The 25,374-nt window shown below is 67.9% G+C and carries 22 protein-coding genes and 1 pseudogene; 11 read left to right on the top strand and 12 right to left on the bottom strand.

The window, feature by feature from the left end; genetic code table 11:
* Positions 1–30: 30 nt before the first annotated feature.
* Positions 31–2,766, top strand: coding sequence for a sensor domain-containing protein (locus DI276_RS05600; protein WP_112262169.1), 2,736 nt, complete (start codon positions 31–33; stop codon positions 2,764–2,766).
* Here DI276_RS05600 and DI276_RS05595 read toward each other — a convergent pair.
* On the bottom strand, positions 2,742–4,334 hold the full coding sequence (locus DI276_RS05595) for an ATP-binding response regulator (RefSeq protein WP_112262168.1): 1,593 nt from the start codon (positions 4,332–4,334) through the stop codon (positions 2,742–2,744). The two genes, DI276_RS05600 and DI276_RS05595, sit on opposite strands and share 25 nt — an antisense overlap.
* Positions 4,335–4,414: 80 nt before the next feature.
* Positions 4,415–4,777 (bottom strand): Hpt domain-containing protein, encoded by a 363-nt coding sequence (locus tag DI276_RS05590; RefSeq protein WP_112262167.1) that lies wholly within the window; start codon positions 4,775–4,777, stop codon positions 4,415–4,417.
* A gap of 57 nt (positions 4,778–4,834) precedes the next feature.
* Here DI276_RS05590 and DI276_RS05585 point away from each other — a divergent pair, with 57 nt between their 5' ends.
* Both DI276_RS05585 and DI276_RS05580 read left to right on the top strand, forming a co-directional pair.
* Positions 4,835–8,749, top strand: a complete 3,915-nt coding sequence (locus DI276_RS05585) for a PAS domain S-box protein (protein ID WP_112262166.1) — start codon at positions 4,835–4,837, stop codon at positions 8,747–8,749.
* A gap of 111 nt (positions 8,750–8,860) precedes the next feature.
* Positions 8,861–9,655 carry a prepilin peptidase gene (locus DI276_RS05580; RefSeq protein ID WP_232836464.1) on the top strand — a complete coding sequence of 265 codons (795 nt, stop codon included), beginning with the start codon at positions 8,861–8,863 and terminating at the stop codon, positions 9,653–9,655.
* Between the two features lie 3 nt (positions 9,656–9,658).
* Here DI276_RS05580 and DI276_RS05575 read toward each other — a convergent pair whose 3' ends face one another.
* From DI276_RS05575 to DI276_RS05540, 8 genes are all read right to left on the bottom strand, one after another.
* Complete coding sequence (locus DI276_RS05575; RefSeq protein WP_112262164.1) at positions 9,659–11,716, bottom strand: hypothetical protein; 2,058 nt, start codon at positions 11,714–11,716, stop codon at positions 9,659–9,661.
* Positions 11,713–12,363 carry a PulJ/GspJ family protein gene (locus DI276_RS05570; protein WP_232836463.1) on the bottom strand — a complete coding sequence of 217 codons (651 nt, stop codon included), beginning with the start codon at positions 12,361–12,363 and terminating at the stop codon, positions 11,713–11,715. Before DI276_RS05570 ends, DI276_RS05575 begins: the two co-directional genes overlap by 4 nt.
* Positions 12,354–12,821, bottom strand: coding sequence for a type IV pilus modification PilV family protein (locus DI276_RS05565; protein ID WP_112262163.1), 468 nt, complete (start codon positions 12,819–12,821; stop codon positions 12,354–12,356). The genes DI276_RS05570 and DI276_RS05565 overlap by 10 nt, the downstream gene beginning before the upstream one ends.
* Complete coding sequence (locus DI276_RS05560; protein WP_112262162.1) at positions 12,821–14,026, bottom strand: type II secretion system F family protein; 1,206 nt, start codon at positions 14,024–14,026, stop codon at positions 12,821–12,823. Before DI276_RS05560 ends, DI276_RS05565 begins: the two co-directional genes overlap by 1 nt.
* A gap of 1 nt (position 14,027) precedes the next feature.
* Positions 14,028–15,830 (bottom strand): GspE/PulE family protein, encoded by a 1,803-nt coding sequence (locus DI276_RS05555; protein ID WP_232836462.1) that lies wholly within the window; start codon positions 15,828–15,830, stop codon positions 14,028–14,030.
* Entirely contained in the window at positions 15,827–16,921 is a 1,095-nt protein-coding gene (locus DI276_RS05550; RefSeq protein ID WP_112262161.1) for a type IV pilus twitching motility protein PilT, read from the bottom strand. The genes DI276_RS05555 and DI276_RS05550 overlap by 4 nt, the downstream gene beginning before the upstream one ends.
* 49 nt (positions 16,922–16,970) lie before the next feature.
* The gene (locus tag DI276_RS05545; RefSeq protein WP_112262160.1) at positions 16,971–17,306 is read right to left on the bottom strand and encodes a competence type IV pilus major pilin ComGC; all 336 of its coding nucleotides are present in this window, start codon (positions 17,304–17,306) and stop codon (positions 16,971–16,973) included.
* Positions 17,307–17,538: 232 nt separating this feature from the next.
* Complete coding sequence (locus DI276_RS05540) at positions 17,539–18,600, bottom strand: GGDEF domain-containing protein (protein ID WP_112262159.1); 1,062 nt, start codon at positions 18,598–18,600, stop codon at positions 17,539–17,541.
* A 1,113-nt stretch (positions 18,601–19,713) separates the two neighbouring features.
* Between DI276_RS05540 and DI276_RS05535 the strand changes: the two genes are divergently transcribed.
* The 4 genes from DI276_RS05535 to DI276_RS05520 all read left to right on the top strand — a co-directional run bounded on the left by DI276_RS05535 (position 19,714) and on the right by DI276_RS05520 (position 22,325).
* Complete coding sequence (locus tag DI276_RS05535) at positions 19,714–20,301, top strand: GNAT family N-acetyltransferase (protein WP_112262158.1); 588 nt, start codon at positions 19,714–19,716, stop codon at positions 20,299–20,301.
* A gap of 190 nt (positions 20,302–20,491) precedes the next feature.
* A complete protein-coding gene (locus tag DI276_RS49735) occupies positions 20,492–20,656 on the top strand; it encodes an RGCVC family protein (RefSeq protein WP_157984536.1) in 165 nt (54 codons plus the stop codon).
* Positions 20,657–20,882: 226 nt separating this feature from the next.
* Positions 20,883–21,839 (top strand): acyl-CoA desaturase, encoded by a 957-nt coding sequence (locus tag DI276_RS05525; RefSeq protein WP_232836471.1) that lies wholly within the window; start codon positions 20,883–20,885, stop codon positions 21,837–21,839.
* Positions 21,840–21,941: 102 nt separating this feature from the next.
* The gene (locus DI276_RS05520) at positions 21,942–22,325 is read left to right on the top strand and encodes an HPF/RaiA family ribosome-associated protein (RefSeq protein ID WP_112262157.1); all 384 of its coding nucleotides are present in this window, start codon (positions 21,942–21,944) and stop codon (positions 22,323–22,325) included.
* 36 nt (positions 22,326–22,361) lie between these two features.
* Here the strand turns inward: DI276_RS05520 and DI276_RS51850 are convergent, their stop codons facing one another.
* Together DI276_RS51850 and DI276_RS52930 are read right to left on the bottom strand one after the other, a co-directional pair.
* Complete coding sequence (locus DI276_RS51850; protein WP_232836470.1) at positions 22,362–22,517, bottom strand: DUF6307 family protein; 156 nt, start codon at positions 22,515–22,517, stop codon at positions 22,362–22,364.
* Between the two features lie 15 nt (positions 22,518–22,532).
* A pseudogene (locus DI276_RS52930) lies at positions 22,533–22,664 on the bottom strand (DUF5994 family protein); the annotation flags it as partial.
* A 337-nt stretch (positions 22,665–23,001) separates the two neighbouring features.
* On the opposite strand from DI276_RS52930, the gene DI276_RS05510 reads away from it, so the two are divergent.
* From DI276_RS05510 to DI276_RS05500, 4 genes are all read left to right on the top strand, one after another.
* On the top strand, positions 23,002–23,385 hold the full coding sequence (locus DI276_RS05510) for an HPF/RaiA family ribosome-associated protein (RefSeq protein ID WP_112262155.1): 384 nt from the start codon (positions 23,002–23,004) through the stop codon (positions 23,383–23,385).
* Positions 23,386–23,603: 218 nt separating this feature from the next.
* Positions 23,604–24,221, top strand: a complete 618-nt coding sequence (locus tag DI276_RS05505; RefSeq protein ID WP_157984535.1) for a hypothetical protein — start codon at positions 23,604–23,606, stop codon at positions 24,219–24,221.
* A gap of 143 nt (positions 24,222–24,364) precedes the next feature.
* The gene (locus DI276_RS49730) at positions 24,365–24,541 is read left to right on the top strand and encodes a hypothetical protein (RefSeq protein WP_157984534.1); all 177 of its coding nucleotides are present in this window, start codon (positions 24,365–24,367) and stop codon (positions 24,539–24,541) included.
* 140 nt (positions 24,542–24,681) lie between these two features.
* On the top strand, positions 24,682–25,374 hold a 693-nt coding region (locus DI276_RS05500), incomplete at its 3' end, for a fatty acid desaturase family protein (protein ID WP_408610496.1).

Genomic DNA, 25,374 nt, shown 5'->3' with positions numbered 1-25,374 from the left:
GTCCGTCCTTCGCCTGTCGCTAGAAGAGGCATGGACATCGAGGTGAAGTTCGACCAGGACGTCGTCGACCTGGCGCCGTCCGCCGACGCCGCGGTCATGTGGTGGTTCGACCTCACGACCAACTGCGCCACGTGGATGCCGGGAATGGCCGGCCTGCTCGGTGTGCCGGACGACGCGGCCGTCGAGATCCGCTCCCGGCTCATGACCGTGGTCGAGCCCCTGGTGGTCGCCGCCCGTGCGGCCGCGGTGTGGCAGGACTTCTCCCTCGAGCAGCCCTATGTGTTGCCGGACGGCACCACGAGGTGGCTCCAGCTGCGGGCCTGCGTGTCCGGTGACGCCGCGGCGAAGAGCCTGACGGGTGTCGCCACCGACGTGACGAGGCGGCACGCGGACCAGCAGGCGCTCGAGGATCTCGCCGACCGCTACCGGCTGCTGGTCGAGCTCAGCCCCGACGCGATCGTCGTCCACGAGGCGGGCGTGCTGACCTACACCAACCCCGCGGGTGTCCGCTTCCTCGCCGCGCGCTCGGCGGACGAGGTCATCGGCCGCCCGATCACGGACTTCGTCCATCCGGCCTCGGTGCCGGACATGCTGCGCCGCCTCAGCGCACTGTCCACACCGGGCGCCGCCACCGATCCGTCCGACGCCACCATCCTGCGGTTCGGCGGGGGCACGATCGACGTCGAGGTGGTGTCCGTGCGGACGACGTGGGAGGGCAGGCCCGCCTACCAGGTGATCCTGCGCGACGTGACCGCGCAGAAGGCCGCGGAGGCCACCCTGCACTACCAGGCGGCGCTGGTCGCGCACGTCAGTGACGCGATCATCGCGACCACCGAGGACGGTCTCGTCACGACGTGGAACCCCGCCGCCGAGTCGGTGTACGGCGTGCCGGCGGCCGAGGCCGTGGGCAGGCCCGTCGGCTCGCTGGTCGGTGCGCGGCTCGATCCCGCCGCCGTCGTGCGCGAGGGCGGCATGACCAGGGCGGTGCATCGTCATTCCGACGGCACCACGCTCGTCATCAGGGTGTCGGCCGCCGAGATGGACGACGGTTACGTCCTGGTGTGCGCGGACGAGACCGCGCGGCGCCGGGCGGAACAGCACTTCACGACGGTCGTCGCCTCGTTGGAGGAAGGGGTCCTCGTGGTGGGGCCGAGCGGGCTGGTCGAATCGGCGAACCCGGCGGCGGAACGAGTCCTCGGCATGCGTGCCGAACGCATCATCGGATCGCCCACGACCGCGTGCCCGCTCTACGACGAGCAGGGCGCCCGGCTGCCCGAATCGGAGTACCCGTGCGTGCAGACCCGGCGGACCGGACTGCCGCACAACGGGCGCGTCGTTCGTGTGCGAAGGGCCGACGGCCAGGACATCTGGCTGTCGGTGAGCTGCCGTCCGCTCAACCAGGTGAACACGTACCCGGCCTCCGTGGTCATCTCGTTCACCGACATCACCGAGCGGAAGTCGATCGCCGCCCGCCTCGAACACGACGCCACCCACGACGGGCTCACGGGGCTCGCGAACCGGACGCTGGTCATCCGGCACCTGGCGTCGCGCACGGGCACGTTGGCGGTGCTGTTCGTCGACCTCGACAAGTTCAAGGTCATCAACGACTCGCTCGGACACGCCGTCGGCGACAAGGTGCTGAGGGTCATCGGGGAGCGGCTGCACAGGAGCGTCCGCAGCGGTGATCTCGTCGGCAGGCTCGGCGGTGACGAGTTCGTGGTCGTCGCCCGTGACATCGCCGGGGCCGACGTGCGCAGGCTCGCCGAGCACCTGCGGAACGCCGTCGCCGCCCCCGTCTCCGTTGACGGACGGCAGCTGCACATCGACGCGAGCATCGGCATCGTCATCACCGGTCCCGGCGATCCGCGCACCGGCGAGGACCTCCTCCGCGACTCCGACGTCGCGATGTACCAGGCGAAGTCCCAGGGCCGGGGCCGGTACGTGTTCTTCGACGTCGACCTCCGCGAGAAGATGCAGCGCCGCCTCCAGCTCGAAGGGGATCTGCGTGCGGCCGCGTCGAACGAGCAGCTCTCGGTCGTCTACCAGCCGATCGCCGATCTCAGGAGCGGCCGGGTGGCGTCCGTCGAGGCGCTCCTGCGCTGGAACCACCCGGTCCACGGGCCCATCTCACCCGCCGAGTTCATCCCGCTGGCCGAGGAGAGCGACCTGATCAACCTGGTCGGCGACCACGTCCTGCGGACGACGACCGGGGAGGCGGGCGTGGTGCGTTCCCGGATCGGGACGGACTGCGACCTGGCGGTGAACCTGTCGCCGCGCCAGCTCGAGGACCCCCGGCTGGTGGCCGCGGTGCAGGACGTGCTGCGCACGACCGGCATCGTCCCGAGCACGCTCTGCCTCGAGATCACCGAGAACGCGCTGATGAGGGACCCCGCGGTCGCGGGTCGGACGCTCAGGTCGCTGCGCGAGCTCGGGGTGCGGCTCGCCATCGACGACTTCGGCACCGGCTACTCGTCTCTCGCCCAGCTCCGCAGGCTGCCGATCGACCAGCTGAAGATCGACAGGTCCTTCGTCTCCGCGTTGGGCGAGAACCGGGACGCGGAGGCGATCGTCGGCAGCATCGTGATGATGGCGCACGCGGTGAACCTCACCGTCGTCGCCGAAGGCGTGGAGACCGAAGAGCAGCTCGACGTGCTGCGCCGACTGAACTGCGACAAGGTGCAGGGTTTCCACCTCGGCAGGCCGACCTCGCCGGACCTGCTGCCGGACCGCCTGCCGGAAAGTCAGCCGTCCACGGCGGGCAGGTAGACGTCGATCGTCGTGCCCTCCCCGACGGTCGAGGAGATGACCAGTTCGCCGCCGTACCGGCGGACGATGCTGTACACAGTGGACAGACCGAGCCCGGTGCCCTGCCCGACCGGCTTGGTGGTGAAGAAGGGATCGAGCACGTGCTCGAGCACGTCCGGGGGAATGCCCTGCCCGGAGTCCACGAGGGTGAGCTTGACGTAGCGGCCCTGCGCGAGCGGGCCGGTGTCCGTGTCGACGACGTGGTTGCGGGTGCGCAGGACGAGGGTGCCACCCGCGGGCATCGCGTCCCGTGCGTTCACCGCGAGGTTGAGCACGATCTGGCCGAGCTGGCCGCTGTCGACGAAGACCCGCCACAGGCCGGGTTCCCGATCTTCGACCCGCTCGATCATCGAGCTGAGCAGTGGCTCGAGCAGCGTCTCGATCTCGTCCAGGAACTCGTTGACGTCGACCGGCTCAGGCTCGGCGATGTCGGGCCGGCCGAACGCCAGCAGCTGGGAGATCAGGCGGCCGGCTCGAGTGCCCGCACGGATCACGCCGTCGAGGCTCCTGCGCAGGGACGTCGCGACCGCGGCGTCGACGGAGCCGTCCTCCGAGCCCGTCTCGGTCGTGTCCTGGGCGATGCTCGCGTGGCCGAGGATGGAGGTCAGGATGTTGTTGAAGTCGTGCGCCACACCACCGGCGAGCTGACCGAGGCTCTCCAGCCGCTCGGCCACCCGCAGCCGGTGGTCCAGTTCGCGCTGCCGTTCCTCCGCCCGGATCTTCTCCGTGATGTCGTCGACGACACCGACGCACTGGAGCATCTGTCCGTGTTCGTCGTATGCGTTGTGCAGGCTGATGTCGAGCCACCGGTCACCACCGGGGCGCTTGATCGGCCACTGGTTGCGGATCAGTCCGTCCTGCCTGCCCGCCAGCACCTCCGCGAGTTCGCGGTCGCACTCCAGGCCGATGGCGTCCTGCCACGCGAGGCCGGTCAGCTGATCTGCCGAGCGGCCGAGGATCGTGGTGAGCCGGGTGTTGACGTTGACCGCGGTTCCCGCGGTGTCGACGAGGAGAATCCCCACCGGGGCCGACTCGGCCATCAACCGGAACTGTTGTTCGCTGCGCTGTGTCTCGCGGACCTTCTCGACGAGTTTCGTGTTGACGATGCGCAGGTGTTCGCGCGTCAGGCCCTCGTCGATCGGGATCGGCTCGCACGACCGCTCGTCGTCCAGTTCGGCGTCGATGACCTCCAGCAGCTTGGCGGGATCGTCGGTCTTGGTCACGACGTGGCGGACGCCGTACCCGAGCGCGAGCGGGGCGGCCTCGTGGTCCAGGTAGTTGGCGGTCGCGAAGATCACGGGGACTCCGGCCGTCTCCGGTTTGGCCCGCAGCTCGCGCACGAGCTGGTAGCCGTCCATCCGCGGCATCATCACGTCGGTCACCACGAGATCGGGAATCTCCTGGGTGATCCGGTCCAGCGCCTCGACACCGTCGCCGGCCTCCAGCACCCGGTGCCCGTGGTGGGTGAGCAGAGTGCGCATCAGATCGCGGTTGATCGGGAGGTCGTCGACGATCAGGACAGTCGCCATGCGCTCATCTCCTGGTACGTCAACGTTTCCGCCACGGTAGGGATGCCGGGGCGACGTGCAACTCGATCTTGTACGGAGCGCTACATCCCCGCGATGGCGAGGCTCGCGCGTTCGTAACCGGTGCGCAGCTCGGCGACCACTGCCGCGGCGCCCGCGATGTCGCCCGCCTTGAGCCGCACGCTGAGCTCGCCGCAGGAGTTCACCACGTCGACGGCGCCGATGTGGCCCGCGAGACTGGTCAGGTCGTGCGCCTGCTCTCTGGCGGTTTCGGCGTCGCCGCCGGCGACGGCCGCCGCGATGGCGTCGATGTGTTGGGGCGCCGCCGTGCGGAACGCTCTGAGCACGCGAGCGGCGAGGTCATCCGGTTCGGCGGGGCGGCCGAATCGGAGCTGGGCGAGCCGTTCGGCGATCGCCGAACGCAGGTCCTCATCCGAAATGATCATGTGATTCACCCTTGCGGGGTGTGAGGGTTGCAACTTTTCGCACCTACATTACGCCGTATGGAGCAGTCAGCAAGGTCGTCGCTCCGGTCGTCCCGCATCGTCGGGTCGGCCGTGGTGGTCGTGATCGCGATCGGTGGCGTCACGTTGCTCGGGCACGCGACGGGTGTGCGGATCCTGGCGTCGATGATTCCCGGCGCCGCCACGATGAGGTCGATCGTGGCGCTGATGCTCGTGTTGTCGGCGATCGGGTTGTGGCTGATCGCACCCGAGACGGCGAGCACGCCGCGGCGGCGCGCGGGACAGGCGCTCGGTGTGCTGGTGGCACTGGTCGGGGCGCTCGTGGCGGCGGAGTACCTGACCGGGTGGCACCTCGGCGTCGACACGCTGCTGTTCCCCGACCGCGCGAGGGAGTGGGCGGTCGCCGGCTTTCCCGGACGTCCGTCACCGCACACCGCGGTCGCGTTCGTGTTGTCGGGCCTCGCACTGGTGCTGCTCGACACCGACAGCAGACGTGGACACCGGCCTGCCGCCGTCCTGGCGCCGGCCGGCGCTCTCGTCGCCACCGTGGCACTGCTCGGGCACGCATACGGTCTCGTGTACCTCGCCGGTGACTCGAAGGTCGGTCAGATGTCGCTCAACACGGCGCTGTGCCTCATCTTCCTGTCCTCCGGCCTGGTGGCGTGCCGTCCGAATCGGACAACGGCGAGGGTGTTCCTCGGCGGTGCCGAGGGGGGAGACGTGTTCCGCCAGCTGAGGCTCGCGATGACCGTGCTGTTCGTGCTGTTCGCCTTGCTGCTGAACGCGGTGGGCAACAAGGACTCCGCCTCCCAGAACGCCGTCATCACGGTGTCCACCGCCGCGACGGTGCTGATCCTCTACGCGGTGTTCCTGCGTGCCGGGTCCGATTTGGACAGAGCGGGCCGGACCCAGCGAAAGCTCCTCTCCGAGCTGCGCCAGGAACGGGACTTCAACCTGACGGTGCTGCGGTCGCTGCGCGAAGGTGTGCTCATCACCGATCCTCGCGGGAGGGTGCTGGAGGTCAACCCTCGTTGGTGCGAGATCACCGGATATCACAAGGAGAAAGCAGTCGGCGTCGAACCGCCGTACCCGTGGCTGCCGGCCGGCTCCGGCGCCGCCGCCGAGGACGGCGCGGAGGAAGACGTTCTCCTGTGCCGCCACGACGGCACCGAGATCGCCGTTCAGATGACCACCACGAGGGTGCGCGACGAGGAGGGGACCCGGCTGATCGTCAGCAGCTATCGGGACCTCACGTCGCGCAACAAGGCCGAAGCCGAGCGGCAACGGTCCGCGGAAAGGCTCGACCACTTCTTCGACATCTCGAGCGACCTGCTGTGCATCGCGGGCACAGACGGTTACTTCAAGCACCTCAACGCCGCCTGGGAACGCGCGCTCGGCTACACCGCCGAAGAGCTGATGAGCCGGCCGTACGTCGACTTCGTCCACCCCGACGACGTGGCGAGGACCGCGGCCGAGAGCGCGGAGCAGATCGCGTTGAACCGAACCACCCTGATGTTCGAGAACCGGTACCGCTGCCGTGACGGCTCCTACCGGTGGCTCACCTGGAACGCGGTCCCCATCCCGGACGAGGGACTGGTCTACGCGGTGGCCCGCGACACCACGGCACAGCGGGCCGCCGACGACGCTGCCGCACGTCTGGCCGCCATCGTGAACGGCACCGACGACGCCGTCATCGGCCAGACCCTCGACGGCGTCATCACCAGCTGGAACCCGGCAGCGGAACGCCAGTACGGCTACACCGCCGAGGAAGCCCTGGGCCGGTCCGTCGACCTGATCGTGCCCGCGGGTGAACGCGATGAGCTCAGCGGGCTCCTGCAGACCGACGGCGACCAGTCGATCCGGTTGCACGACATGGTGCGAGTCCGCAAGGACGGCAGCCGTCTGCACGTGGAGGTGAGCGTCTCGCCGATCCGCGACAGCGCCGGCCAGATCGTCGGCATCTCGTCCATCGCCCGTGACGTCACCGAGCGGATCAAGGCGGAACAACGGTTCCAGCAGCTCGTCCTCGCCGCGCCCGACGCGATGCTGATCGTCGACGAGCACGGCACGATCGTGCTGGTCAACGAACAGACCGAACGCCTCTTCGGTTACCGCCGCGACGACCTGGTGGGCCAGTCGATCGAACTGCTGATCCCGGCGCAGCTGCGGCAAAAGCACATCGGTCACCGGCAGCGCTATCTGCAGGATCCGGTCCACCGCAGGATGGGCACGGGCATGGAACTGGCCGGCATGCGCCACGACGGCAGCCAGATCCCGGTGGAGATCAGCCTCGCGCCACTCGACACGGAGCAGGGCACACTCGTCTCGGCGGCGATCCGCGACATCAGCGAACGCCGCGAGGCCGAACTGAAGCTGGCCGACGCCCGCGACAAGGCGGTCGCCGCCGCGCAGCTCAAGACGCAGTTCGTCGCCATGGTCAGCCACGAGATCCGCACGCCGATGAACGGCGTCATCGGCCTGACCGATCTGCTGCTCGAAACGCCGCTGGAACCTGCTCAGCGGCGCTATGCCGAGGCGATCCAGACCTCGGGCCGCGCACTGCTGTCGATCATCAACGACATCCTGGACTTCTCCAAGATCGAAGCGGGCAAGCTCAAGCTGGTCCACGTCGACTTCGAACTCGACAGGGTGCTCGAGGAAGTCGTGCAGGCCGTCGCCCAAGCCGCCCGCGACAAGCGCATCGAAGTCGTCTGCGACTATCCGCCGAACCTGCCCACGGCACTCCGCGGCGACGACGGCAGGCTGCGCCAGGCTCTGCTCAACCTCCTGGGCAACGCCGTCAAGTTCACCGAGGAGGGCAGCGTGCTGTTGCGCGCGGAACCCCTGGAAGGCGACGAGCACCGGATCACCTTCACGGTCCTCGACACGGGCATCGGCATCGCGCCGGAGAACCTGGCGCGCCTCACCGAACCGTTCTCCCAGGCCGACGCCGCCACCACCCGGAGGTACGGGGGCACCGGTCTCGGGCTGACGATCACCAGGCAGCTGGTGGAGCTGATGGGCGGCACCCTGGAAATGGCCAGCAAGCTCAAGCAGGGCAGCCGCTTCTGGTTCACGATCGACTTCGAGCCCCAGGAAAACTCGGCCGCACAACGGACTCGCCTCTCCCTGCGAAGCCACATGACGGGCAACCGGTTGCTGGTGATCGACGACAACCCGACCAACCTGCACCTGATCAGCAGGCACGCCAAGGCCTGGGGCATGGACCCGACCGCGGTCTCCGACGGCCTGGCTGGTCTGGAACACCTGCGCGATGCCGCACGGACCAACGTTCCGTTCGAGCTGGCGGTGGTCGACCAGCACATGCCCAACCTCGACGGCGTCGCGCTGATCGACGCCATCGACGCAGACGCGGGCATCCCGCCGGTCAAGGTGGTCCTGCTGACCTCCGGCTCATACCGCGACGACCAACACGCCGAGGCCTCGGGCGCAGCGGCCCTGCTGCCCAAACCGATCGGCCCGTCCCAGCTGTACAACTGCCTGCTCGAGATCCTCACTCCGGAGAACGGGACGCCGAAGCCGCGTCACCCGGTGGAGACGGCTGCCACCGAGTGCCGCGGCTCGATCCTGCTGGCCGAGGACAACGAGATCAACCAGATGGTCGCCGTGGAAACCCTCAGCATGCTGGGGTACCAGGTGGACGTCGCCCAGGACGGCTACGAGGTCCTCGAACTCGCTGGCACCAAGCCATATCTGGCGATCCTGATGGATTGCCAGATGCCGAGAATGGACGGCTACACCGCCACGGCCGAGCTGCGCAGGCGTGAGCAGGACGGCAGGCGCATCCCGATCATCGCCATGACCGCGCACGCACTCGCGGAGGACCGCCAGCGCTGCCTGGCCGCGGGCATGGACGACTACCTCACCAAGCCCATCGACTCTCACAAGCTGCAGCGCACTCTCGACGAGTGGAGCGCGCGCACGATGGCCTGACCTGCTCGCGAAACAGTCACCGGCATCCCCCGAATTCGGTATGCACCTCACCGCGCCGGTCGCCGGTGGTTACGTTCGATGCCAGTGCTCGGCTGCGGAAAGGCATCGCACGTGACCGCACTGCTGCTCGTCGTCGTGACGCTGCTGGGTCTGCTCGCCGGTTCGTTCCTCACCACGGTCGTCGATCGGGTCCCAAGTGGACAGTCCGTCGTCCGGCCGAGGTCACGCTGCCGCACGTGCGGCCATCCGGTCCGGAACCGGCACAACATCCCGGTGGTCGGCTGGGTCGTGCTGAAAGGCCGGTGCGCCGACTGCGGCACGCGCACGGGTCTGCACAACCCGCTGCTGGAAGCCGGAACGGCGGCGTTGTTCATCGCGATCACCCGGCGCCTGGCCGACGGACCGCTGCTCAGCGCCCTGCCCGCGTATCTCTACTTCGCCGCGCTCGGAATCGCGCTCTCGGTCATCGACCTGGAGCACCACCGGCTGCCGGACGCGCTCGTCCTGCCGGCCTACCCGGTCCTGGCGGTCCTGCTCACGGCCTCGTCGGCGGCGCGGCACGACTGGTCCTCGCTGGGCCGCGCCGCCGTGGGGGCCGTCGTGCTGTTCGGCTGTTATCTGGCGCTGGCGTTGGTGCATCCGCGCGGCATGGGGTTCGGCGACGTCAAGCTGGCCGGTGTCGTCGGGGGTGCGCTTGCCTACCTGTCCTGGTCTGCTCTGGTGGTCGGGGCCCTCGGCGCGTTCGTGCTGGGTGCCGTCACCGGTGTGGCGATGATGGCGGCGGGACGTGCCGGACGCACGACCGCGATCCCCTTCGGCCCGTTCATGATCGTCGGTGCGGTCACCGCGATGTTCGCCGCCGGGCCGATCGCCGAGGTCTACCTGGCGTTGCTGCGGGCGGTCTGACCGTCACCCCGGCGTCGACCAGCTCAGCACCGCGACCTTCCTGCGCCGGGCCGCGGGTGAGGCGGGATCGGTGTCGAACAACGCGACCCGGCTGCGCAGTGCGGGCGTGCCGGTCGCCGGACAGCTCGCCGACTTCGGGCACACGTAGGCGTCGAGGTACGCGCTCACGCCGAAGCCCGGCGAGTCGTCCGGCACTTCGATGACCGGGCCCGTGTAGGCGAAACTGCCGGTCTCCTTGATCCACAGGGCCCTCGCGATCGTGCCGAAGCGGAAGACCTGCTCCGCAGCGTTGTTGAGGGTCAGGTCCACCACGGCGAGTGGCGCGTAGGTCGTGCCTTGGACGTAGAACTGGTTGCCGGAGTTGTTCACCGCGGTGATCAGCGCGCAGGCGGAGGAACCGGTGCCGCTGTAGGGTGCGGCAGCCACACAGCCACTGGCCGCGCGGAACGCCGGTGGTGTGTAGCTCAGCTCGAGCTGGATCGAGTCGAAGTCCTGGTCGTCGGCCACCTTGGAGTTCGTCGAGGCCGTCACGGCGATCGTGGCGCCGGTGAACGTGCCGGCGTGCACCGCTTTGGCGAGGGAGCCGGTGCCTGCCGTGTCGAGCGGGACGGCATCGGTCCGCCACGACGACGAGCCGGCTTGCCCCGGCGCGCTGCCCGTGACGGCGGTCGACCCGTCCGGTGTCAGCGTCACCGACAAGGGATCGCTGGCGGCGGTGTCGGAGTGCCGGTGGACCACCTTCACCGCCGCGGACCTCAGCACGGAACCGGCCGGGATCGGAGACGGCGGGGCGAAGCCCTTCACGGTCACCGCACCGGTGGAGGCATCGCCCTTCTTGTACTTCCACGTCCCGAACGCGGTCCCGTCGGCATCGGCGAAGACCGTGGCGGTCGTCGTGCCGAACTGTCCGGCGTCGGTGACCGTCGTGGGCTTGAGCGCGGTGACTCCGGACAGCGCGACGGTCGGCGCGGTGCCCGAGGTGAGCCCGTACACCGCGACCGGCGGCCGGCTGGTGCTGTACGTGCCGCAGATCTCCGCCTGTCCGGACTTCACCGCGAACCGGCTGTCACCACCGAAGATGAACTGCACGCCGCGAGCGTTGGCGCCGTTGATCGGGTTGTCGCACGCGCCGGGGATCACCACGCCCGCCGGCGGTACTCCCGAAGCGGCGGTGGGCGTGCCCGCGACCAGGCGGCCGTCGTCGATCGTCCACACGTTGTCCGACGGCTTGAGCAGCGGGTTGCGGTCGGCGCCACCGTTGCGGAAGTCGAAGTAGTAAACGCCGGGTTTGAACCACCAGGTGCTGCCCCGGCACGCGCTGTTGCCCGCCATCATGTCGGTCAGGCCCTTCGCGTCGTCGTAGTGGCCCGGTTCGAACACCACGGTCGAGTTCGGTGTCGTGCACTGAGGCAGCGCTCGCCAGGCAGGAATCGTCGACACCTCGGGCGCGTAGCGGGGATCGTCACCGAGGGCGTTCGCCGCGCTGTAGTTGCACGACGGCGGGGGCGTGCTCTGCACAACACCCGTGCAGGCCCCGCGCGCGTACACAGCCGCATTTGTGTTGAGGGCACCGTTGACGACGTGAATGTTGGAGTTGGAGAACACCGTGCCGTGCACCCGGAACGTGGAGGTTGTCGGTTGCTCGATGCGCACGGCGTCCTCGCCGGGGATTCGGCCGAGGGTGAGCAGTGCCGCGCCGGGCCGGTTGCACTGGGACACCGACGGGCAGTGGATCAGCACTTTGGCCGCCTCGCCCGTGCACTTCACCGCGGCCGAGTCCTGGCCGGAGATCAGCGGCAGGGACAGCGTGCCGCTCGCGCCGAAACACTGCTCGCCGGTAGCGCCGCTGTAGGTGCCGTTGCGCAGTGTGTTGATCGCGGACTTCATCGCGGCGTCCGCGGCGGAGGTCGTGGCGGCCTGATCCCGCAGGGCCATCGTCGCCCGGAGGTTCGTGTCGGCGAAGGACAGCAGAGCCGACAGGCTCAGCGCGATCACGGTGACGATGATGAGAACGAGGATCAGCGAGGCGCCGCTGTCGTCGCGACGGAACCGTCGGATCATGTCTGCCTCCGCTGGCCGCTCAGCGTCACGGGGTAGGGCGCGGCGTCTCCCGTCTGAACGGTGAACGAGAGCGTCACCCGCTCGGGCGGCGTGGTGCCCGCGCAGGGACTGGAACAGGTGACCGACACCGTTGCGGGGTCGACGTTGTGAGCGATCGCGGTGTCCGACTCGGGTGCGACCGCCGGTCCCGAGCACTTCATCCGCCACAGTTCGGTGGCCGACCCCACCGGCTTCAGGTAGTAGGCGACGACGTCGGTGCCGACGACGGCCGTCGCGCCTGAGGTGTTCCAGTCGTCGGACAGGAAGCGGACGGCCGCAACCGGCGTGGCGCTGGTACCGCAGACCGCCCCACCCGCGTTGAACTCGGCTGTGGTCTGAACGGACGCCTTGAACGGCACGGTGCCGGTGGAATCGACCCCGCCGCTGTAGTCCCGCACCCCGAGCGAGGCGACGTCACGCGCGAAGTACGCCGCACTGATCTGCGCGTCGTGCGACAGGACCATCCGCTCGAAGGCGGCGTCCGAGACGCGCAGGTAGCCGATGATCGCGTTGGCGAGCGGCGCGGTGATCACCGCGAGCACCGCGACGGCGATCAGCAGCTCGATCACCGTCACGCCCGCGTCGTGGTGTCGGTCGGTCAGTCGCACGGCGGATCCACCGGGCGGCACGGTTTGCGCAACGTCAGCACGAGCGTCTCGATCGCGCGGCCGTCGGTGCTCGCGACCTGAGCGGTGAGCTGCTGCAGGCCGGTGTCGGCGGAGCACGTCGGCTGCCAGGTGCTGCCGTTCCAGTACCGCATCGAGCCGGACACGACGGAGACGCTGTAGTCGGCCGGCGGGGTGAAGCCCGCCGGCGAGGTGTAGGCCGACGACGAGGCGCAGTTCACGTAGCCGCCGCTGGTCACCGTGGCGTTGATCGCCTCGGCGTAGTTGCGCAGCACCGATCCCGCGGTGGCTTGTTTGCGGTGGACGTCGGAGACCAGCACGCTGGTGCCGAGCCCGGCCATGACCGCGACGAGCGCCACACCCATGATCGACACCGCGACCACCAGCTCGATCAGGGTCTCGCCGCGCTCACGCGAGGGTGCCGGGCAGCGCGTGGCCATCACTGGTTCACCTGGTCGAAGACGCCGTACATCGCGGACACCAGCGCGACGGCGACAAAGCCGACGATCAGGCCCATGACGACGATGACAGCCGGTTCGAACAACGCGGTCAGCTTCTTCAGCTTGTAGTCCAGCTCGCCCTCGTAGTAGTGGGCGGTGACCTCGAGCTGGGCCTCGAACGTGCCGGTCTCCTCGCCGACGCGCATCATGCGCGCCGCCGTTCCGGGAAACAGGCCGGTCGCGGCGAGCGGGCCCGCGAGACCCTCGCCCTCGATCATCGCCTCGGCCACGTGCGCCAGTGCGCGCATGAACACCACGTTGCGCAGTGAGTCGGTCGCCACGCGCAACGCCTCGGGCAGCGGGACACCGGCACCCGCCATGGAGGAGAGGATGCGGCAGAAGCGTTCCACGAGGGCGTACTCGATCGCGGTGCCGACGACCGGTGCCTTCAGCAGCAGGTAGTCCCTGGCGTAGCGGCCACCGGGCGTCCTGACGGCGATCAGGTACGAGACGAGCAGCGCCACGAGGCCGCCCGCCAGCGCCCACCACCACTGGCTGACGAAATCGGTGAACGCGAGCAGGAGGCGGGTGGGCAGCGGAAGCGTGGCGTTCATGTTCGCGAAGAAGACCTTGAAGCGCGGCAGGACGAAACCCGAGAGGACGGCGACCGTCGCGACCGCCATCAGCACGATCATCGACGGGTACACCAACGCCGACTTGATCTTCCGGCGGGCCTCCAGATCTCGTTCGAGATACTTCGCGAGCTGGTCCAGAACGACGTCGAGCTGGCCGGTGAGCTCAGCCGAACGCAGAATGCCCCGGTAGAACTCCGGAAAGATCCGAGGGTGGTTGTCGAGGCAGTCGGAGAGCCGGTCGCCGCGGCGCAGGCCCTCCTCCACGTCGCTCATCATGCGGCGCACGGAGGGGTTGGAGGCCTCGACGCCGAGGCTGTGCACCGCGTCGATGATCGGCAGGCCCGCACGGATGAAGGCGCCGAGCTGCCGGGACAGGTGCATGACCTCCTCGCGCTTGACCCGCTTCGCGGACAGCTCGACGTTGAGGACATTGCGCCGCTCGGTGAGCTGGACGCCGCGCAGCTCCCGCTCGAGCAGCGCCGCCTCGGCGGCCTCCCGGTTGGCGGATCGCTGCAGGCCGCTCGCCGGCTGTCCCTGCGAGTCGATGGCGACATAGGTGTACTTGGGCATCTCAGCTCCCCATGACGTAGATGCTGCGCAACACCTCGCTGAGGTTCGTGACGCCGTCCTCGACCAGGCGGGCCGCGTCCTCCTTCAGGGTGCACATGCCCTCGTGCCGGGCGGTCTTGCGGATCTGGTCGTGCGGGGCGCGGTTCAGCACCATCTCCCGGATCGCGTCCGTGATCTGCATCAGCTCGTAGACGCCGATTCGTTCCAAGTAGCCGGTGCGGGCGCAGAAGTTGCAGCCCGTGCCGCGGACGAATCCGCCCTCGGGGGTACGGCCACCCATCGACTCGTAGAGCGCGAGCTCCTCGACCGACGGTGTGTACTGCTCGATGCAGTAGCCGCACACCCTGCGAACGAGGCGTTGGGAGACCACCGCGGTCACCGACGAGGCGACCAGGAACGGCTCGATGCCCATGTCCAACAAGCGGTGCAACGCGGACGCCGCGTCGGTGGCGTGCAGTGACGACAGCACGAAGTGGCCGGTGAGTGCCGCTTGGACGGCGATGCGTGCGGTTTCCACGTCGCGGACCTCACCGACGAGGATGATGTCGGGGTCCTGTCGCAGGATCGACTTCAGACCGCCGGCGAAGGTGATGCCCGCCTGCTCGTTGATCTGGATCTGGTTGATCGACGGGAAGACGTACTCGACGGGGTCCTCGATCGTCATGATGTTGCGGTCCGGGCTGTTGAGTTCGCGCAGGGAGCCGTACAGGGTCGTGGTCTTGCCACTTCCGGTGGGGCCCGCGCAGATCACCATGCCGTACGGGGAGCGCAGGAGCGCGTTGTACTGCTTGGCCGTGGCGTTGTGCATGCCGAGCTGCTCCAGCCGGAACAGCGGCCTGCTCTTGTCCAGCAGGCGCAGCACGACCTTCTCGCCGCCGACGACCGCCGTGGTCGAGACCCGGATGTCCACCGCGCGGTCTTCGACGTCCATGCTGATCTGACCGTCCTGCGGACGACGGCGTTCGACGATGTTCATCCCCGCGAGGATCTTGATCCGGCTGACGACCACCGGCCCCATCGACTCGGGCAGGTCGAGCACGTGGTGCAGCGCGCCGTCGATCCGGTAGCGCACGCGCACCCGGTCCTGCTGGGGCTCGATGTGCACGTCGGACGCGCGGTCCCGCAGCGCCTGCGTGATGATCATCTGCACGACCTGCACGACGGGAGCGTTCTCGTTCGCCACCACCGTGTCGGCTGCCTCGGCGGTTTCCCGCCGCAGCCGGTCCTGCTCCTCGAACGCCTCGACCTTCGAGCGGACCCCGGCCAGCGCGCGATAGCTGCGGCTGATCGCGGCCATGATGTCCGAGTGCGCGGCCACCTTGACCTTCACCGGCAGTCCGGTGAGCTCACGGAGGATCGTGATCGTGGCGTTGGACGGTGCGGCCATGGCGACGACCACTTCGTCGCCGTCGAGCTCGATCGGGATCGCTATCAGCGTGCGTGCGGTCTCCTCGGCGAGCAGTTCGATCGCGGACGCTTCCGGTGTCACCTCCCGCAGGTCCACGACGTCGAGCGAGTGCTGTTTCGCCACCATCTCCGTGAGGGTTCGCTCGGTGAGCGCACCCTGGTCGACCAGGTACTCGCCCAGGCGCCTGCCGCCGGACTGATGGGCCGCCTCGAGTGCGTCGGCCACCTGCTCACGCGTGGCGAGATTGGCGTCGATGAGCATTTCGCCGAGCCGGCTTCCACCGGAAACGATCGTCTTGTCCTGCGCGGTCACCTGCTCCGGTGGTGCCACGGGGGTGTGCTTCGGAGTCCCGTCGGGGGCTTCCGGGATCGGCCGGTTGCGTTTGCCCAGCCTCATGTCCGCACGCCCGCTCGCGGCCGGGGAGTCGTCTCGACGTCCGAGGGGTGAAGGCTGCGGGCGACCGCTTCGTCGTAGTCGACCTCGCCTGCGACCACCAGCTCGGACAGCGACTGCTCGAACGTCACCATGCCCTCCCTGCGACCGGTGACGAGGGCGTTCCGCAACTGGTGCGTGCGTCCTTCCCGGATGAGGTTGCGCACCGAGGTGGTCGCGACCAGCACCTCGTGGGCGGCGATGAGCCCGCCTCCGATGCGTGGCAGGAGCCGCTGGTAGACGATCCCGGTGAGCGCCGCGGAGAGCTGGACCCGCACCTGCGCCTGCTGCTCGGCGGGGAAGGCATCGACGATGCGGGCCAGCGCCTGCGCCGTGTCGTTGGTGTGCAACGTCGCGAACACGAGGTGGCCGGTCTCGGCGATGGTGAGTGCGAACCGGATGGACTCCAGATCCCTCATCTCGCCGACGAGCAGGACGTCGGGGTCTTCCCGCAGCGCGGAACGCAGGGCAGCGGCGAAGGACTCGGTGTCGGTGCCGACCTCGCGCTGGTTGACGGCCGAGCGGTGGTGCTCGTACACGTACTCGATCGGGTCCTCGATGGTGAGGACGTGGCAGGCGCGGTGGTGGTTGATCTGGTTGATCAACGCGGCCAGCGTGGTCGACTTGCCGGAGCCCGTCGGCCCCGTGACCAGCACCAGGCCGTGATGCCGTCGAGTGAACTCGCGCAGCACGGGCGGTAGCCGCAACTCCTCCATGGTCGGGATCCGGCTGGGCATCATCCGCAACGCCAGCGCGGTCTGCCCGCGCTGGCTGAACGCGTTGCCGCGGATGCGTGCGCGGCCACACCATCCGAACGAGAAGTCGTATTCGTGACTCGCTGCCCACGCCGCCGCCTGGCTCGGCGTGAGCAGCTCGCCCAGCATCGTCTCGGTGTCCTCGCCAGTGAGCGCCCGCTGCCCCTCGACGGGTCGCAGCATGCCCTGAACCCTGATCTGGGGTGGCATGCCCGCGGTGAGCAGAAGGTCGGTACCACCGGCGGCGGACAACGCTTCGAGCAGCGCGTCGACACGCTTGCGCTGATCATCAACCTTCATGACAGGCCCCTGTGGGAGGTGGGTCAACGGACTTCGTGCCGCATCGACGTCAGGTGCACGCGCCGCTCGCGACGACCGCCTTGTCGCTGTTGATCGAAATCGTGTAGCCGTTGTCGGTCCGCGGCACCTGCTTGAGGAAGCCCTCCGTGACGAGGTCGGTGAGGCTCGCCGCCCTGGAGCCCTTCTTCGCGTAGTACGCCTCGGCGGCGACCTCGACGTTCTTCTTGTCCGCCAGGCAGGCGGCGTTCTTGCCTTCGTTGTTGAACGCCTGCACGGCGAACACGGTGACGCCGGCGAGCACGCCGAGGATCACGATGACGATCAACAACTCGATGAGGGTGAACCCGTGGTCGGCCCGGTCAGTCGCTCGGCAATCATGATTCATGACGTTCTCCTCGTGAAATCACTTCGCTTCCGCGGCAGGCGTACCGATTCGCCATGCGCCTTTTCATCGTCACGGCGATGGCGGAATCGTGCAGGTCTGGCAGACAAGGTTCATTCATTGGTGCGACAAGGATCTGGTTGCCCCTCATATGGGAAGCAGGATTATCGTCAATTTTGGGGATGACCTGAGGGGTGCGGAATTTTGCACCCGATTTGCACCCGATCTGCAACCGTCAGCGCACTCTGTCAGTGTGCTTTTTCGTGCAGAGCCGGTTGCGGCCGTTCTGTTTGGCGCGGTAGAGCGCCTCGTCCGCGTCGCGGAGCACGATCGCGGCGTCGCGAGGCTGGTCGGGTTCAAACCCGGCGACTCCGACGCTGAGCGTGACAGCGCTGCCGATGCCCTCCGGGTGGGGTATCCGCAGCGCTTCCACGGCAGCCCGGATCCGTTCGCCGGTGCCTTCGGCGCAGCCCAGATCCTGGTCGGGCGACACGACGAGGAACTCCTCACCGCCGTACCGGTACACCTGGTCGCCCGCTCGAACGTTGCCGGCGAAGGCGTCAGCGACTCGGCGCAGCACCTCGTCACCGGCCTGATGGCCCTGGGTGTCGTTGTAGCGCTTGAAGAAGTCGACATCGCAGAGCGCGATCGAGTAGCTGGAGCAGTTCCGGACGGCACGAGCGTGGATCGACGCGATGTCACTGTTGAGCGACTGCCGGTTGCGGAGCTGGGTGAGCGGGTCGGTGCAGGCGAGGCGGACGGCTTCGGCGTGCGCGGCGGCGAGGTCGTCACGGACTTCTTCGAGTGTTCTGATCTGCCCGCCCACGAGCAGCGCGATGCCGACCACCACCGGCATCATCAGGAAGACGCTGCCGACCACCACATGGGGCTGCTGGTGCACGATCAGCGGCACGACGTAGGAAATCGCGCCCAGCGGTGTGATCGCCCACGTCACCCAGGAGGGAAAGTTCAGCCCGATCCAGACGAACACCAGCAGGAGGAACGGGGCGGTCCCGCTGACGAAGCCGCCCATCGCCCACGTCGACACGGCGACGATGGCCAGGGCGGGCACCGACATCACCGCGGGCCACAGCGGCGCCCATCGCCCCCACGGCAGCAGCCACGCCACTGCGGCGCAGAACAGATCGGCCGCACAAATCCCGAGCAGCAACGCTGCCTGATCAGGCAGCGTCACGATGCCGGGCAACGCCACAACGCCGGCGAGCGCGAACAACGCACCGGCCTGGCGCGCGGCGGCCTGGGGACCCCGCTGCTGGAGCCCTTGCGTGATGGGCACCCCCTGAGCCTAAAGACGGCCGCCTCGATTGTTGATGGTCGCCAGGCGGATTCCCCGGTAAGTGTCCATTCGTCAAGTCGAACGGGTGACGAGCCCGGTGGTGGAATACTCCGGCCGCTGGAAATCAGCACCATCTGACGTTTAGTTCGGCGATATCGGAAAGACGATCGTTCAGCGCATTCTCGAAGCAGAAAGGTCCCGCCGTTGGGCGACCGCAGGCGGTCCGAGGAGAGGAACAGACGGTCCCAGCCGCCTACAGGGGTCCGGGGGCTTGCCCCCCGGCTGGGGTCTCGGCCCCCAGAAAACGCCCGAAGGCGACCCGGTTCGCGCTTTCCGCGAACACAGATCGCCTTCGACTTCGGTGCCCCGGCAGGGCACACAGCAGATGGGAACGGTTCCGACCAGTGGATTCTCAGCCGGGCATCTGGTCGTCGAGCACCGAGCGTCACTCGATCGGAGTGGTGAGCCGACGATGGGCGGTCGTCGCGCCCCCGTGGGTTCCCGATGAGCGTGACGCCGCTGCCTTGGTCAGACGGTCGTTCCGCACTGATCGAGGTCATGCTGTCCGAAGGCCGCTCGACACCGCCTGGCAGGCCGCCGTCGAGGGCGGGTGCCCGGACCAGGTCTGACCGCGCCTTGCTCGCCTCCGCGCCGTGACGCATCCGGCTGACGCGATCCCGGTCCTTCAGCGAGCGGCCGAGCAGGCTCACACGGCTGTCGTGCCGGAGCAGTCTCGGCAAGATCATCCGCGCTGAATTCGATGAGCAGACCAGTTTCCGACGTCTGGACTCCGCGCCGGTTCGGTTGTGATCGATCGAAATGTTCCCGACTCTCGGCGGGATACCGTTCGCGGCCGACTGGAGCTGGAAAATCGTCAGCAAGCCGATCTTCGCAGCTCCAGATACTCACAGCTGATTATCAGGAAGTGCCCGCAAGATTTTTCTGGCCGGGAATAATTTGCTCGTGCGTGCAAGTGATGCGTGTAGTCTGGCGATCAGAGGCTCCTCTTCGAAGAGGGTTCTCGATCCTTCCGGAATGGCCTTGAGTCCCATGACGGACCATTTTCTCAAAATTGCCCGGCCAGATCGTGTGACCGGGGGACGGGGTGCCGACATGAGCACGTCGACATGGACGACCGACGCGTTGACCACGGAGCGATTGACCTTGCGGCCCTGGCAGGTCGACGACGCGCAGGCCGCGCTGGATGTTTACGGCCACGCCGAGGTGACTCGCTGGCTCAGCCCCGACATGGACAGGGTGCCTGACCTCGCGGCCATGAGGCTGCTGTTGCAGCAGTGGAGCGCCGAGGGCGCCCGGTTCCCTGCTCCGGCCGGCCGATGGGCAGTCCAACGCAACTCCGACGATCGTGTTGTCGGTGGCGCCGTTCTACTCCCGCTGCCGCCGGGCAACGAGGATCTGGAGATCGGCTGGCAACTGCGTCCCGACGCCTGGGGCAACGGCTACGCCACCGAGACCACCTACGCGCTCGCTCGCTGGGCGTTCAGTCAGAACGTCCACGAGATCTTCGCCGTCGTCCGCCCCGGCAACGTCCGCGCCGCAGCCACCGTCCGGAACAACGGCATGCACTGGGTCGGCGAGACCACCAAGTACTTCGGGGTCGAGCTGCAGGTGTTCCGCCTCCGCACGGCCGACCTGGATCCGGCGGCGCCCACGGCACTTCGGCCACCCGGCGGCGATTGAGCGCGCGGTCGTCACAGAACGCTTCGGTGTCTCCGACGGGCGACTCGCAGCGCTGCTCCCGCACCTGCGCTCCGCCCTCACCGGCGCCCGGGACGCCAACGAGATCATCCGGCGTGCCATCGAGATTCGCGAAGGAACCATCCTGAACCCCATATCCTCTCCTTCCAGCATCGATCATCGGAGTACCCGCATGCCCGCGTCTGAACTGCAAACCGTCGTAATGGTCGAGCACGCTGACGCTGCCGACATCTGTGCGGTGTGCCCGCACCCGTGGCACGAGCACGACCCGCTCGGTGTTCGCTACTGCGCCGCGACCACGGCTGCCGCGCTGTCTCGAGGCTGCATCTGCCGGTGACGTGCAGCACCTGGCTTCACATCACATCGGTTTTGCCGCTGTCACACCACGGGTATCCGACCGGTGTGACGACCTGACGCGGGTCGCCCGGCACTTGGTGCCCGCCAAAATCCCACATCGATCGCCCCGGACCCCGGCGATGGAGAACGTGCCGCTTTCCGGAGGTAGAAAGATGAATGCGAAAGTCCAATCAGGCACATCCCGTGTCGATGCCGCGCCGCAGCCGATGCTGGCCGGAGAGAAGTCCCCGGCCGAGATGTTCCTGGTCAAACTGTTCGCCGTGATACCGGCGCTGGCACTCGTCGCAGCGGTGCCGCTGGCATGGGGCTGGGGCCTCGGCTGGGTCGACGTCGGCCTCGCCGTCTTCTTCTACACCTTCACCTGTCTCGGGGTGACGATCGGGTTCCACCGCTACTTCACCCACGGCGCTTTCAAAGCCACCCGCGCGCTGCGGATCGCCCTCGCGGTCGCCGGCAGCACAGCCATGCAGGGCCCGATCATCGGCTGGGTCGCCGATCACCGCCGTCACCACGCCTACGCCGACCGCGAAGGCGACCCGCACTCCCCGTGGCTCTTCGGCACCTCGGCCCGCGCACTGGCCAAAGGCTTCTGGCACGCCCACATGGGCTGGATGTTCAGACGGGAACTGACCAATGCCGCCCGCTTCGCCCCCGACCTGCTCTCCGACCCGGACATCCAGCGCGTCAATCGCTGGTTCCCCGCACTGACCGCCGCAACACTGCTCGCCCCGGCACTCGCCGGAGGCCTGATCACCTGGAGCTGGTGGGGCGCACTCACCGCCTTCTTCTGGGCCGGGCTCGTCCGCGTCGCCCTGCTGCACCACGTGACCTGGTCGGTCAACTCGATCTGTCACATGATCGGCGACCGGCCCTTCACCGCGCGCGACAAGTCCGCCAACTTCTGGCCGCTGGCGATCCTGTCGATGGGTGAGTCCTGGCACAACTCCCACCACGCCGACCCGACCTGCGCCCGCCACGGCGTCCGCCGCGGTCAGATCGACATCTCCGCACGGCTGATCTGGGTCTTCGAGAAACTCGGCTGGGCCACCAACGTGCGCTGGCCGAGGCCGGAACGGCTGGCGCGCAACCTGAAGGCGCAATCGGTGAACGACTTCGCTTTCCCGCAAGAAGAAATGCACCAAAGCACTTGTTCGACCAGATGAGGTGTAGCGTTGCACTGCGGGTACCGCGAAGGACAATCTGAACTCCGGAAAGCCATTGCCCGGCAAGAACAGTGCAACACTCCACAAAGGACTGGCAGGCGCATGCCCGACACTTCGGAAGACGCAGCAGTCATCGCCCAACGCCTGCACCTCGCCACCGGATTCCTCGCATCCGAACGCGGCTGGGTCTCGGAACGTCTGGCCGCGCTCGGTCCGCGGTTGCGCTCGTTCCGCAACGACGAGATCGACCTGGAAATCAGCCTGAAGGACCGTCAGGGCGCCGAGCAGCGAGTCACCCTGGAATGCTGGATCAACCGCCGCATTCGCCTGCACCTCGTCGCCACGTCTTCGGCGCGCGACCTGCCCGCAGCACTGGGCGAGGTCCGCAACGAGCTGATCAGGCAGGTCGACGAGGTTGAGACGCGCACCGGTCCACGCCGCAACCGCGCACTGCGGTTGGTGCCCAAACTGCCCGACGACGAATAGGCCCACCGCCTCTCCCGCGACCCACCGGTCGCGGGATCAACGCACCCGCTCCGGGATGTGGTCCAGCGCGCCCAGCACGCGCACGGCGGCAGCCCGCGCGGATTTGGCGCTGAGCTCGGAATGCTCGGTCAGAGTGTCCTGAACCAGCTTGAGCCTGCGCTCGTACAAGGACACGTAGGTCGGTGTTGTCATCTCTTCACACTTCCTCTGCTGGATCTCGCCCGGCCGAACCGCCGGCACCGCGAGCAGCGCGGGCAGTTCGGCGGCGAGGTCCTGGGAACGCGGCCACCAGGCACCGTCGACATGCCCCGTGGTGGGCGCCGTCGGCCGCAGCCGCAATCGCAGCGGACACCGAGGCTGCCCGCTGGCCGTCAAGGCCGGTGGGGGCGATGGAGACGTGTGAGGCCGACGTCGTGCAAGATTCCCGTCTCCGGCCGGAGAAACGGCCGGTTCAGGTTTCGTCGAGGACGACGTGGGCTTGACCGCTCACGTGCGAGATGTTCTCGGCAAAATCGACACCACACCGTTCTGTGCGTGATCGGACGGAATCTCCGGGTTATTTACTGCTGTAGTCGGGTACTCGCAAACATCCACCTACGCCGAGATCGGTTCCCCTGTCACGGCTCGCCCTCGGCTCGTGAGGAGAGATGCAAGTGAGCACCATCAGTGAAAACGCATGAGCACATTTCCCGCAGACGCCTCCGTGATTGCGCAGCGGCTGCACCTCGCCACCGGCTTCCACGCGAACGAACGCGACTGGATCGTGAACCGCCTGGCCGCGCTCGGCTCTCGCCTGCGGTCGTACCGCGACGACCAGATCGACCTGGAGATCAGCCTGCAGGACCGCGAAGGTGCCGAGCAACGAGTCGTCCTGCAGTGCTGGATCAGCCACAGTCATCGCCTGCACCTCGTGGCCACCTCGTCGCAGCGAGGCCTGTCCGCTGCGCTCAACGAGGTCCGCGACGAACTGACCCGTCAGGTCGACGAGGCCAAAACCCGCTCCGAACCGCGCCACAACCGTGCGTTGCGATCTGTCCCCGCACCGCCCGAACTCGGCTGAGCACCTGGCAAGGAGTCCTGTCCGCAACGCTCCTGACGAACGGCGCTTTTGTGCACCTGAGGCGTACAAAGCGCCGTTCATCACGCGCCGATGTCGGGGGTGGTGCACCACCATCGGCTGAGGAGTAGCGTCGGATGATCAATCGATCAGCAGGCGAAGAACAACCTGTGACGAGCTCGGGTCCGGTCACCGGGAGGATCCGAGCGGGTGCGGTCGTGATGTCGGCCGTTCTGGTTGTGCTCGCGGCAACACTGGGCATCCTGCTCGGGGTTTCCGAAGCAGGCGCGGTGCTGCTGGGCGTTCTCGGGTGGCTCGTCGCACTGGCGGCGCGGCTGCCGGCGCTGGCCTCCGCGGGCAGGCTCCGAGATCCCGAACGCAGCCGCACCATCCTCGAGTCTGCCTCCGCGATCACTGACGAAGTCGTCCGGCTCGCGCTCGTACTGGTCGTCGTCAGCGGACACGCTGCCGCGCTCTGGGCGGGCTTCGGCTGGGCGTTGGCAGAACTCGTTTTCGTCGTCGCGACGTACCTCTCGCGGTTCAGCTGGCCCATCGGACGCCAAGCGGCGGAGCAACTGCGGTCCCAGGGTGGATTCCTCAGCACTCATCCCGCACACAGCGGTGTCCGTGGCATCACGGCAACCTCGTTCCACCTCGGTGCCACGCTGCTGCTGGCCACGGGACCGTGGTGGGTGTTGGTCACCGCCCCCGCGCACGTCGCGGTGAACCTGGTGTTCGTCCGATGGGCTCGTCGGCGACTGGTATCGGTCGAAGTCTTCAGCGCGGTGGTGAGTGCGGCCTTGCTGGTCGCCGGATTGGCAGCTGCCGACCTGCGTTGAGTGCGCCAGAACGGGCGCTGTCGTAACCGCAGCGGCGTAGCATGGAGTTACCGAGGGCATGTCGTTGCACTGGCGGTCAAGCTGGTGCCGCCTTGGGCGTGTCAGGAAGTCCGGCCGGTTCGGCTGGAGGCGGGAGCGCCGAGATGATCTCGGATCTGCTCTGCAACAACAAAGTGCCGGTCGTGCAACGCGGTCTGAGGTTGCCGCTGAAACCGGATGCGGTGTCCCATGAGTACTTCCACGGGAGCTGGCATCCGTTGTCGACCGACCCGGCCATCGACGTGCCTGCGCTCGTCACTCCTGCCAGGCGACCCTGGTGACGCCAGTCAGTGCGGAATCTCCCATCTCTCGATAAACCTTGCGGCACAAGGAACAGTTCACCTCCATGACACCTGCGCAATCGGTACCTACGGTTACGTAGGCGTAGGTTGGTGCGGAACGGACTGCCTGCGTGCCGGTAATGGCCGGCACGGTCGAGATCGACCTGTGGGAGCAGCGCATGACGACCACCGAACAGCTGACCGTGTGCGACATCGACGAGTTCGGCCGTGAACTGGACCAGATCCGCGACGAGGTGCTGGCCACCCGCGGCGAGAACGACGCGCGGTACATCCGGCAGGTGATCGCGGTGCAGAGGGGCTTGGAAGCCGGCGGACGGGCACTGCTGTTCGTCTCGATCCTGCCGCCGGCCTGGCTCGCGGGCACCGCGGCGCTCGCCACCGCGAAGATCCTCGAGAACATGGAGATCGGCCACAACGTGTTGCACGGCCAGTGGGACTGGATGTGCGATCCGAAGATCCACTCCACCACCTGGGAATGGGATTTCGCCACGCCGGCCAAGGCGTGGCAGCACTCGCACAACTTCGTGCACCACACCTACACCAACGTGCTCGGCAAGGATCGCGACATCGGCTACAGCGCGCTGCGCATCCACCCGGAACAGCCGTGGCATCCGGTCTACCTGGCGCAGCCGTTCTACAACGTGGCGCTCGCGATGTTCTTCGAGTGGGGCATCACGATCTACGACGTCGAGCTCGAACGGGCCTGGCGTGGCGAGAAGAGCTGGCGCGAGGCGCTGACCCAGTTGCGCGGTGTCCTCGGCAAGGCCAGCCGCCAGGTGCTCAAGGACTACGTCGCGTACCCGCTGCTGTCA

This window comes from Lentzea terrae (genome assembly GCF_003265345.1).
In the GTDB taxonomy this organism is placed as follows: domain Bacteria; phylum Actinomycetota; class Actinomycetes; order Mycobacteriales; family Pseudonocardiaceae; genus Lentzea; species Lentzea terrae.
Note: the sequence above shows the minus strand (reverse complement) of the source record. Positions and strands in the feature narration are given on the sequence as shown.

What these genes read in the sequence shown, in the direction of transcription:
- DI276_RS05600 (WP_112262169.1), top strand. Translation starts at nt 31, where the DNA reads ATGGACATCGAGGTGAAGTTCGACCAGGACGTCGTCGACCTGGCGCCG.
- DI276_RS05595 (WP_112262168.1), bottom strand. Translation starts at nt 4,334, where the DNA reads ATGGCGACTGTCCTGATCGTCGACGACCTCCCGATCAACCGCGATCTG.
- DI276_RS05590 (WP_112262167.1), bottom strand. Translation starts at nt 4,777, where the DNA reads ATGATCATTTCGGATGAGGACCTGCGTTCGGCGATCGCCGAACGGCTC.
- DI276_RS05585 (WP_112262166.1), top strand. Translation starts at nt 4,835, where the DNA reads ATGGAGCAGTCAGCAAGGTCGTCGCTCCGGTCGTCCCGCATCGTCGGG.
- DI276_RS05575 (WP_112262164.1), bottom strand. Translation starts at nt 11,716, where the DNA reads ATGATCCGACGGTTCCGTCGCGACGACAGCGGCGCCTCGCTGATCCTC.
- DI276_RS05565 (WP_112262163.1), bottom strand. Translation starts at nt 12,821, where the DNA reads ATGGCCACGCGCTGCCCGGCACCCTCGCGTGAGCGCGGCGAGACCCTG.
- DI276_RS05560 (WP_112262162.1), bottom strand. Translation starts at nt 14,026, where the DNA reads ATGCCCAAGTACACCTATGTCGCCATCGACTCGCAGGGACAGCCGGCG.
- DI276_RS05555 (WP_232836462.1), bottom strand. Translation starts at nt 15,830, where the DNA reads ATGAGGCTGGGCAAACGCAACCGGCCGATCCCGGAAGCCCCCGACGGG.
- DI276_RS05550 (WP_112262161.1), bottom strand. Translation starts at nt 16,921, where the DNA reads ATGAAGGTTGATGATCAGCGCAAGCGTGTCGACGCGCTGCTCGAAGCG.
- DI276_RS05545 (WP_112262160.1), bottom strand. Translation starts at nt 17,306, where the DNA reads ATGAATCATGATTGCCGAGCGACTGACCGGGCCGACCACGGGTTCACC.
- DI276_RS05535 (WP_112262158.1), top strand. Translation starts at nt 19,714, where the DNA reads ATGAGCACGTCGACATGGACGACCGACGCGTTGACCACGGAGCGATTG.
- DI276_RS49735 (WP_157984536.1), top strand. Translation starts at nt 20,492, where the DNA reads ATGCCCGCGTCTGAACTGCAAACCGTCGTAATGGTCGAGCACGCTGAC.
- DI276_RS05525 (WP_232836471.1), top strand. Translation starts at nt 20,883, where the DNA reads ATGCTGGCCGGAGAGAAGTCCCCGGCCGAGATGTTCCTGGTCAAACTG.
- DI276_RS05520 (WP_112262157.1), top strand. Translation starts at nt 21,942, where the DNA reads ATGCCCGACACTTCGGAAGACGCAGCAGTCATCGCCCAACGCCTGCAC.
- DI276_RS51850 (WP_232836470.1), bottom strand. Translation starts at nt 22,517, where the DNA reads ATGACAACACCGACCTACGTGTCCTTGTACGAGCGCAGGCTCAAGCTG.
- DI276_RS05510 (WP_112262155.1), top strand. Translation starts at nt 23,002, where the DNA reads ATGAGCACATTTCCCGCAGACGCCTCCGTGATTGCGCAGCGGCTGCAC.
- DI276_RS05505 (WP_157984535.1), top strand. Translation starts at nt 23,604, where the DNA reads ATGTCGGCCGTTCTGGTTGTGCTCGCGGCAACACTGGGCATCCTGCTC.
- DI276_RS49730 (WP_157984534.1), top strand. Translation starts at nt 24,365, where the DNA reads ATGATCTCGGATCTGCTCTGCAACAACAAAGTGCCGGTCGTGCAACGC.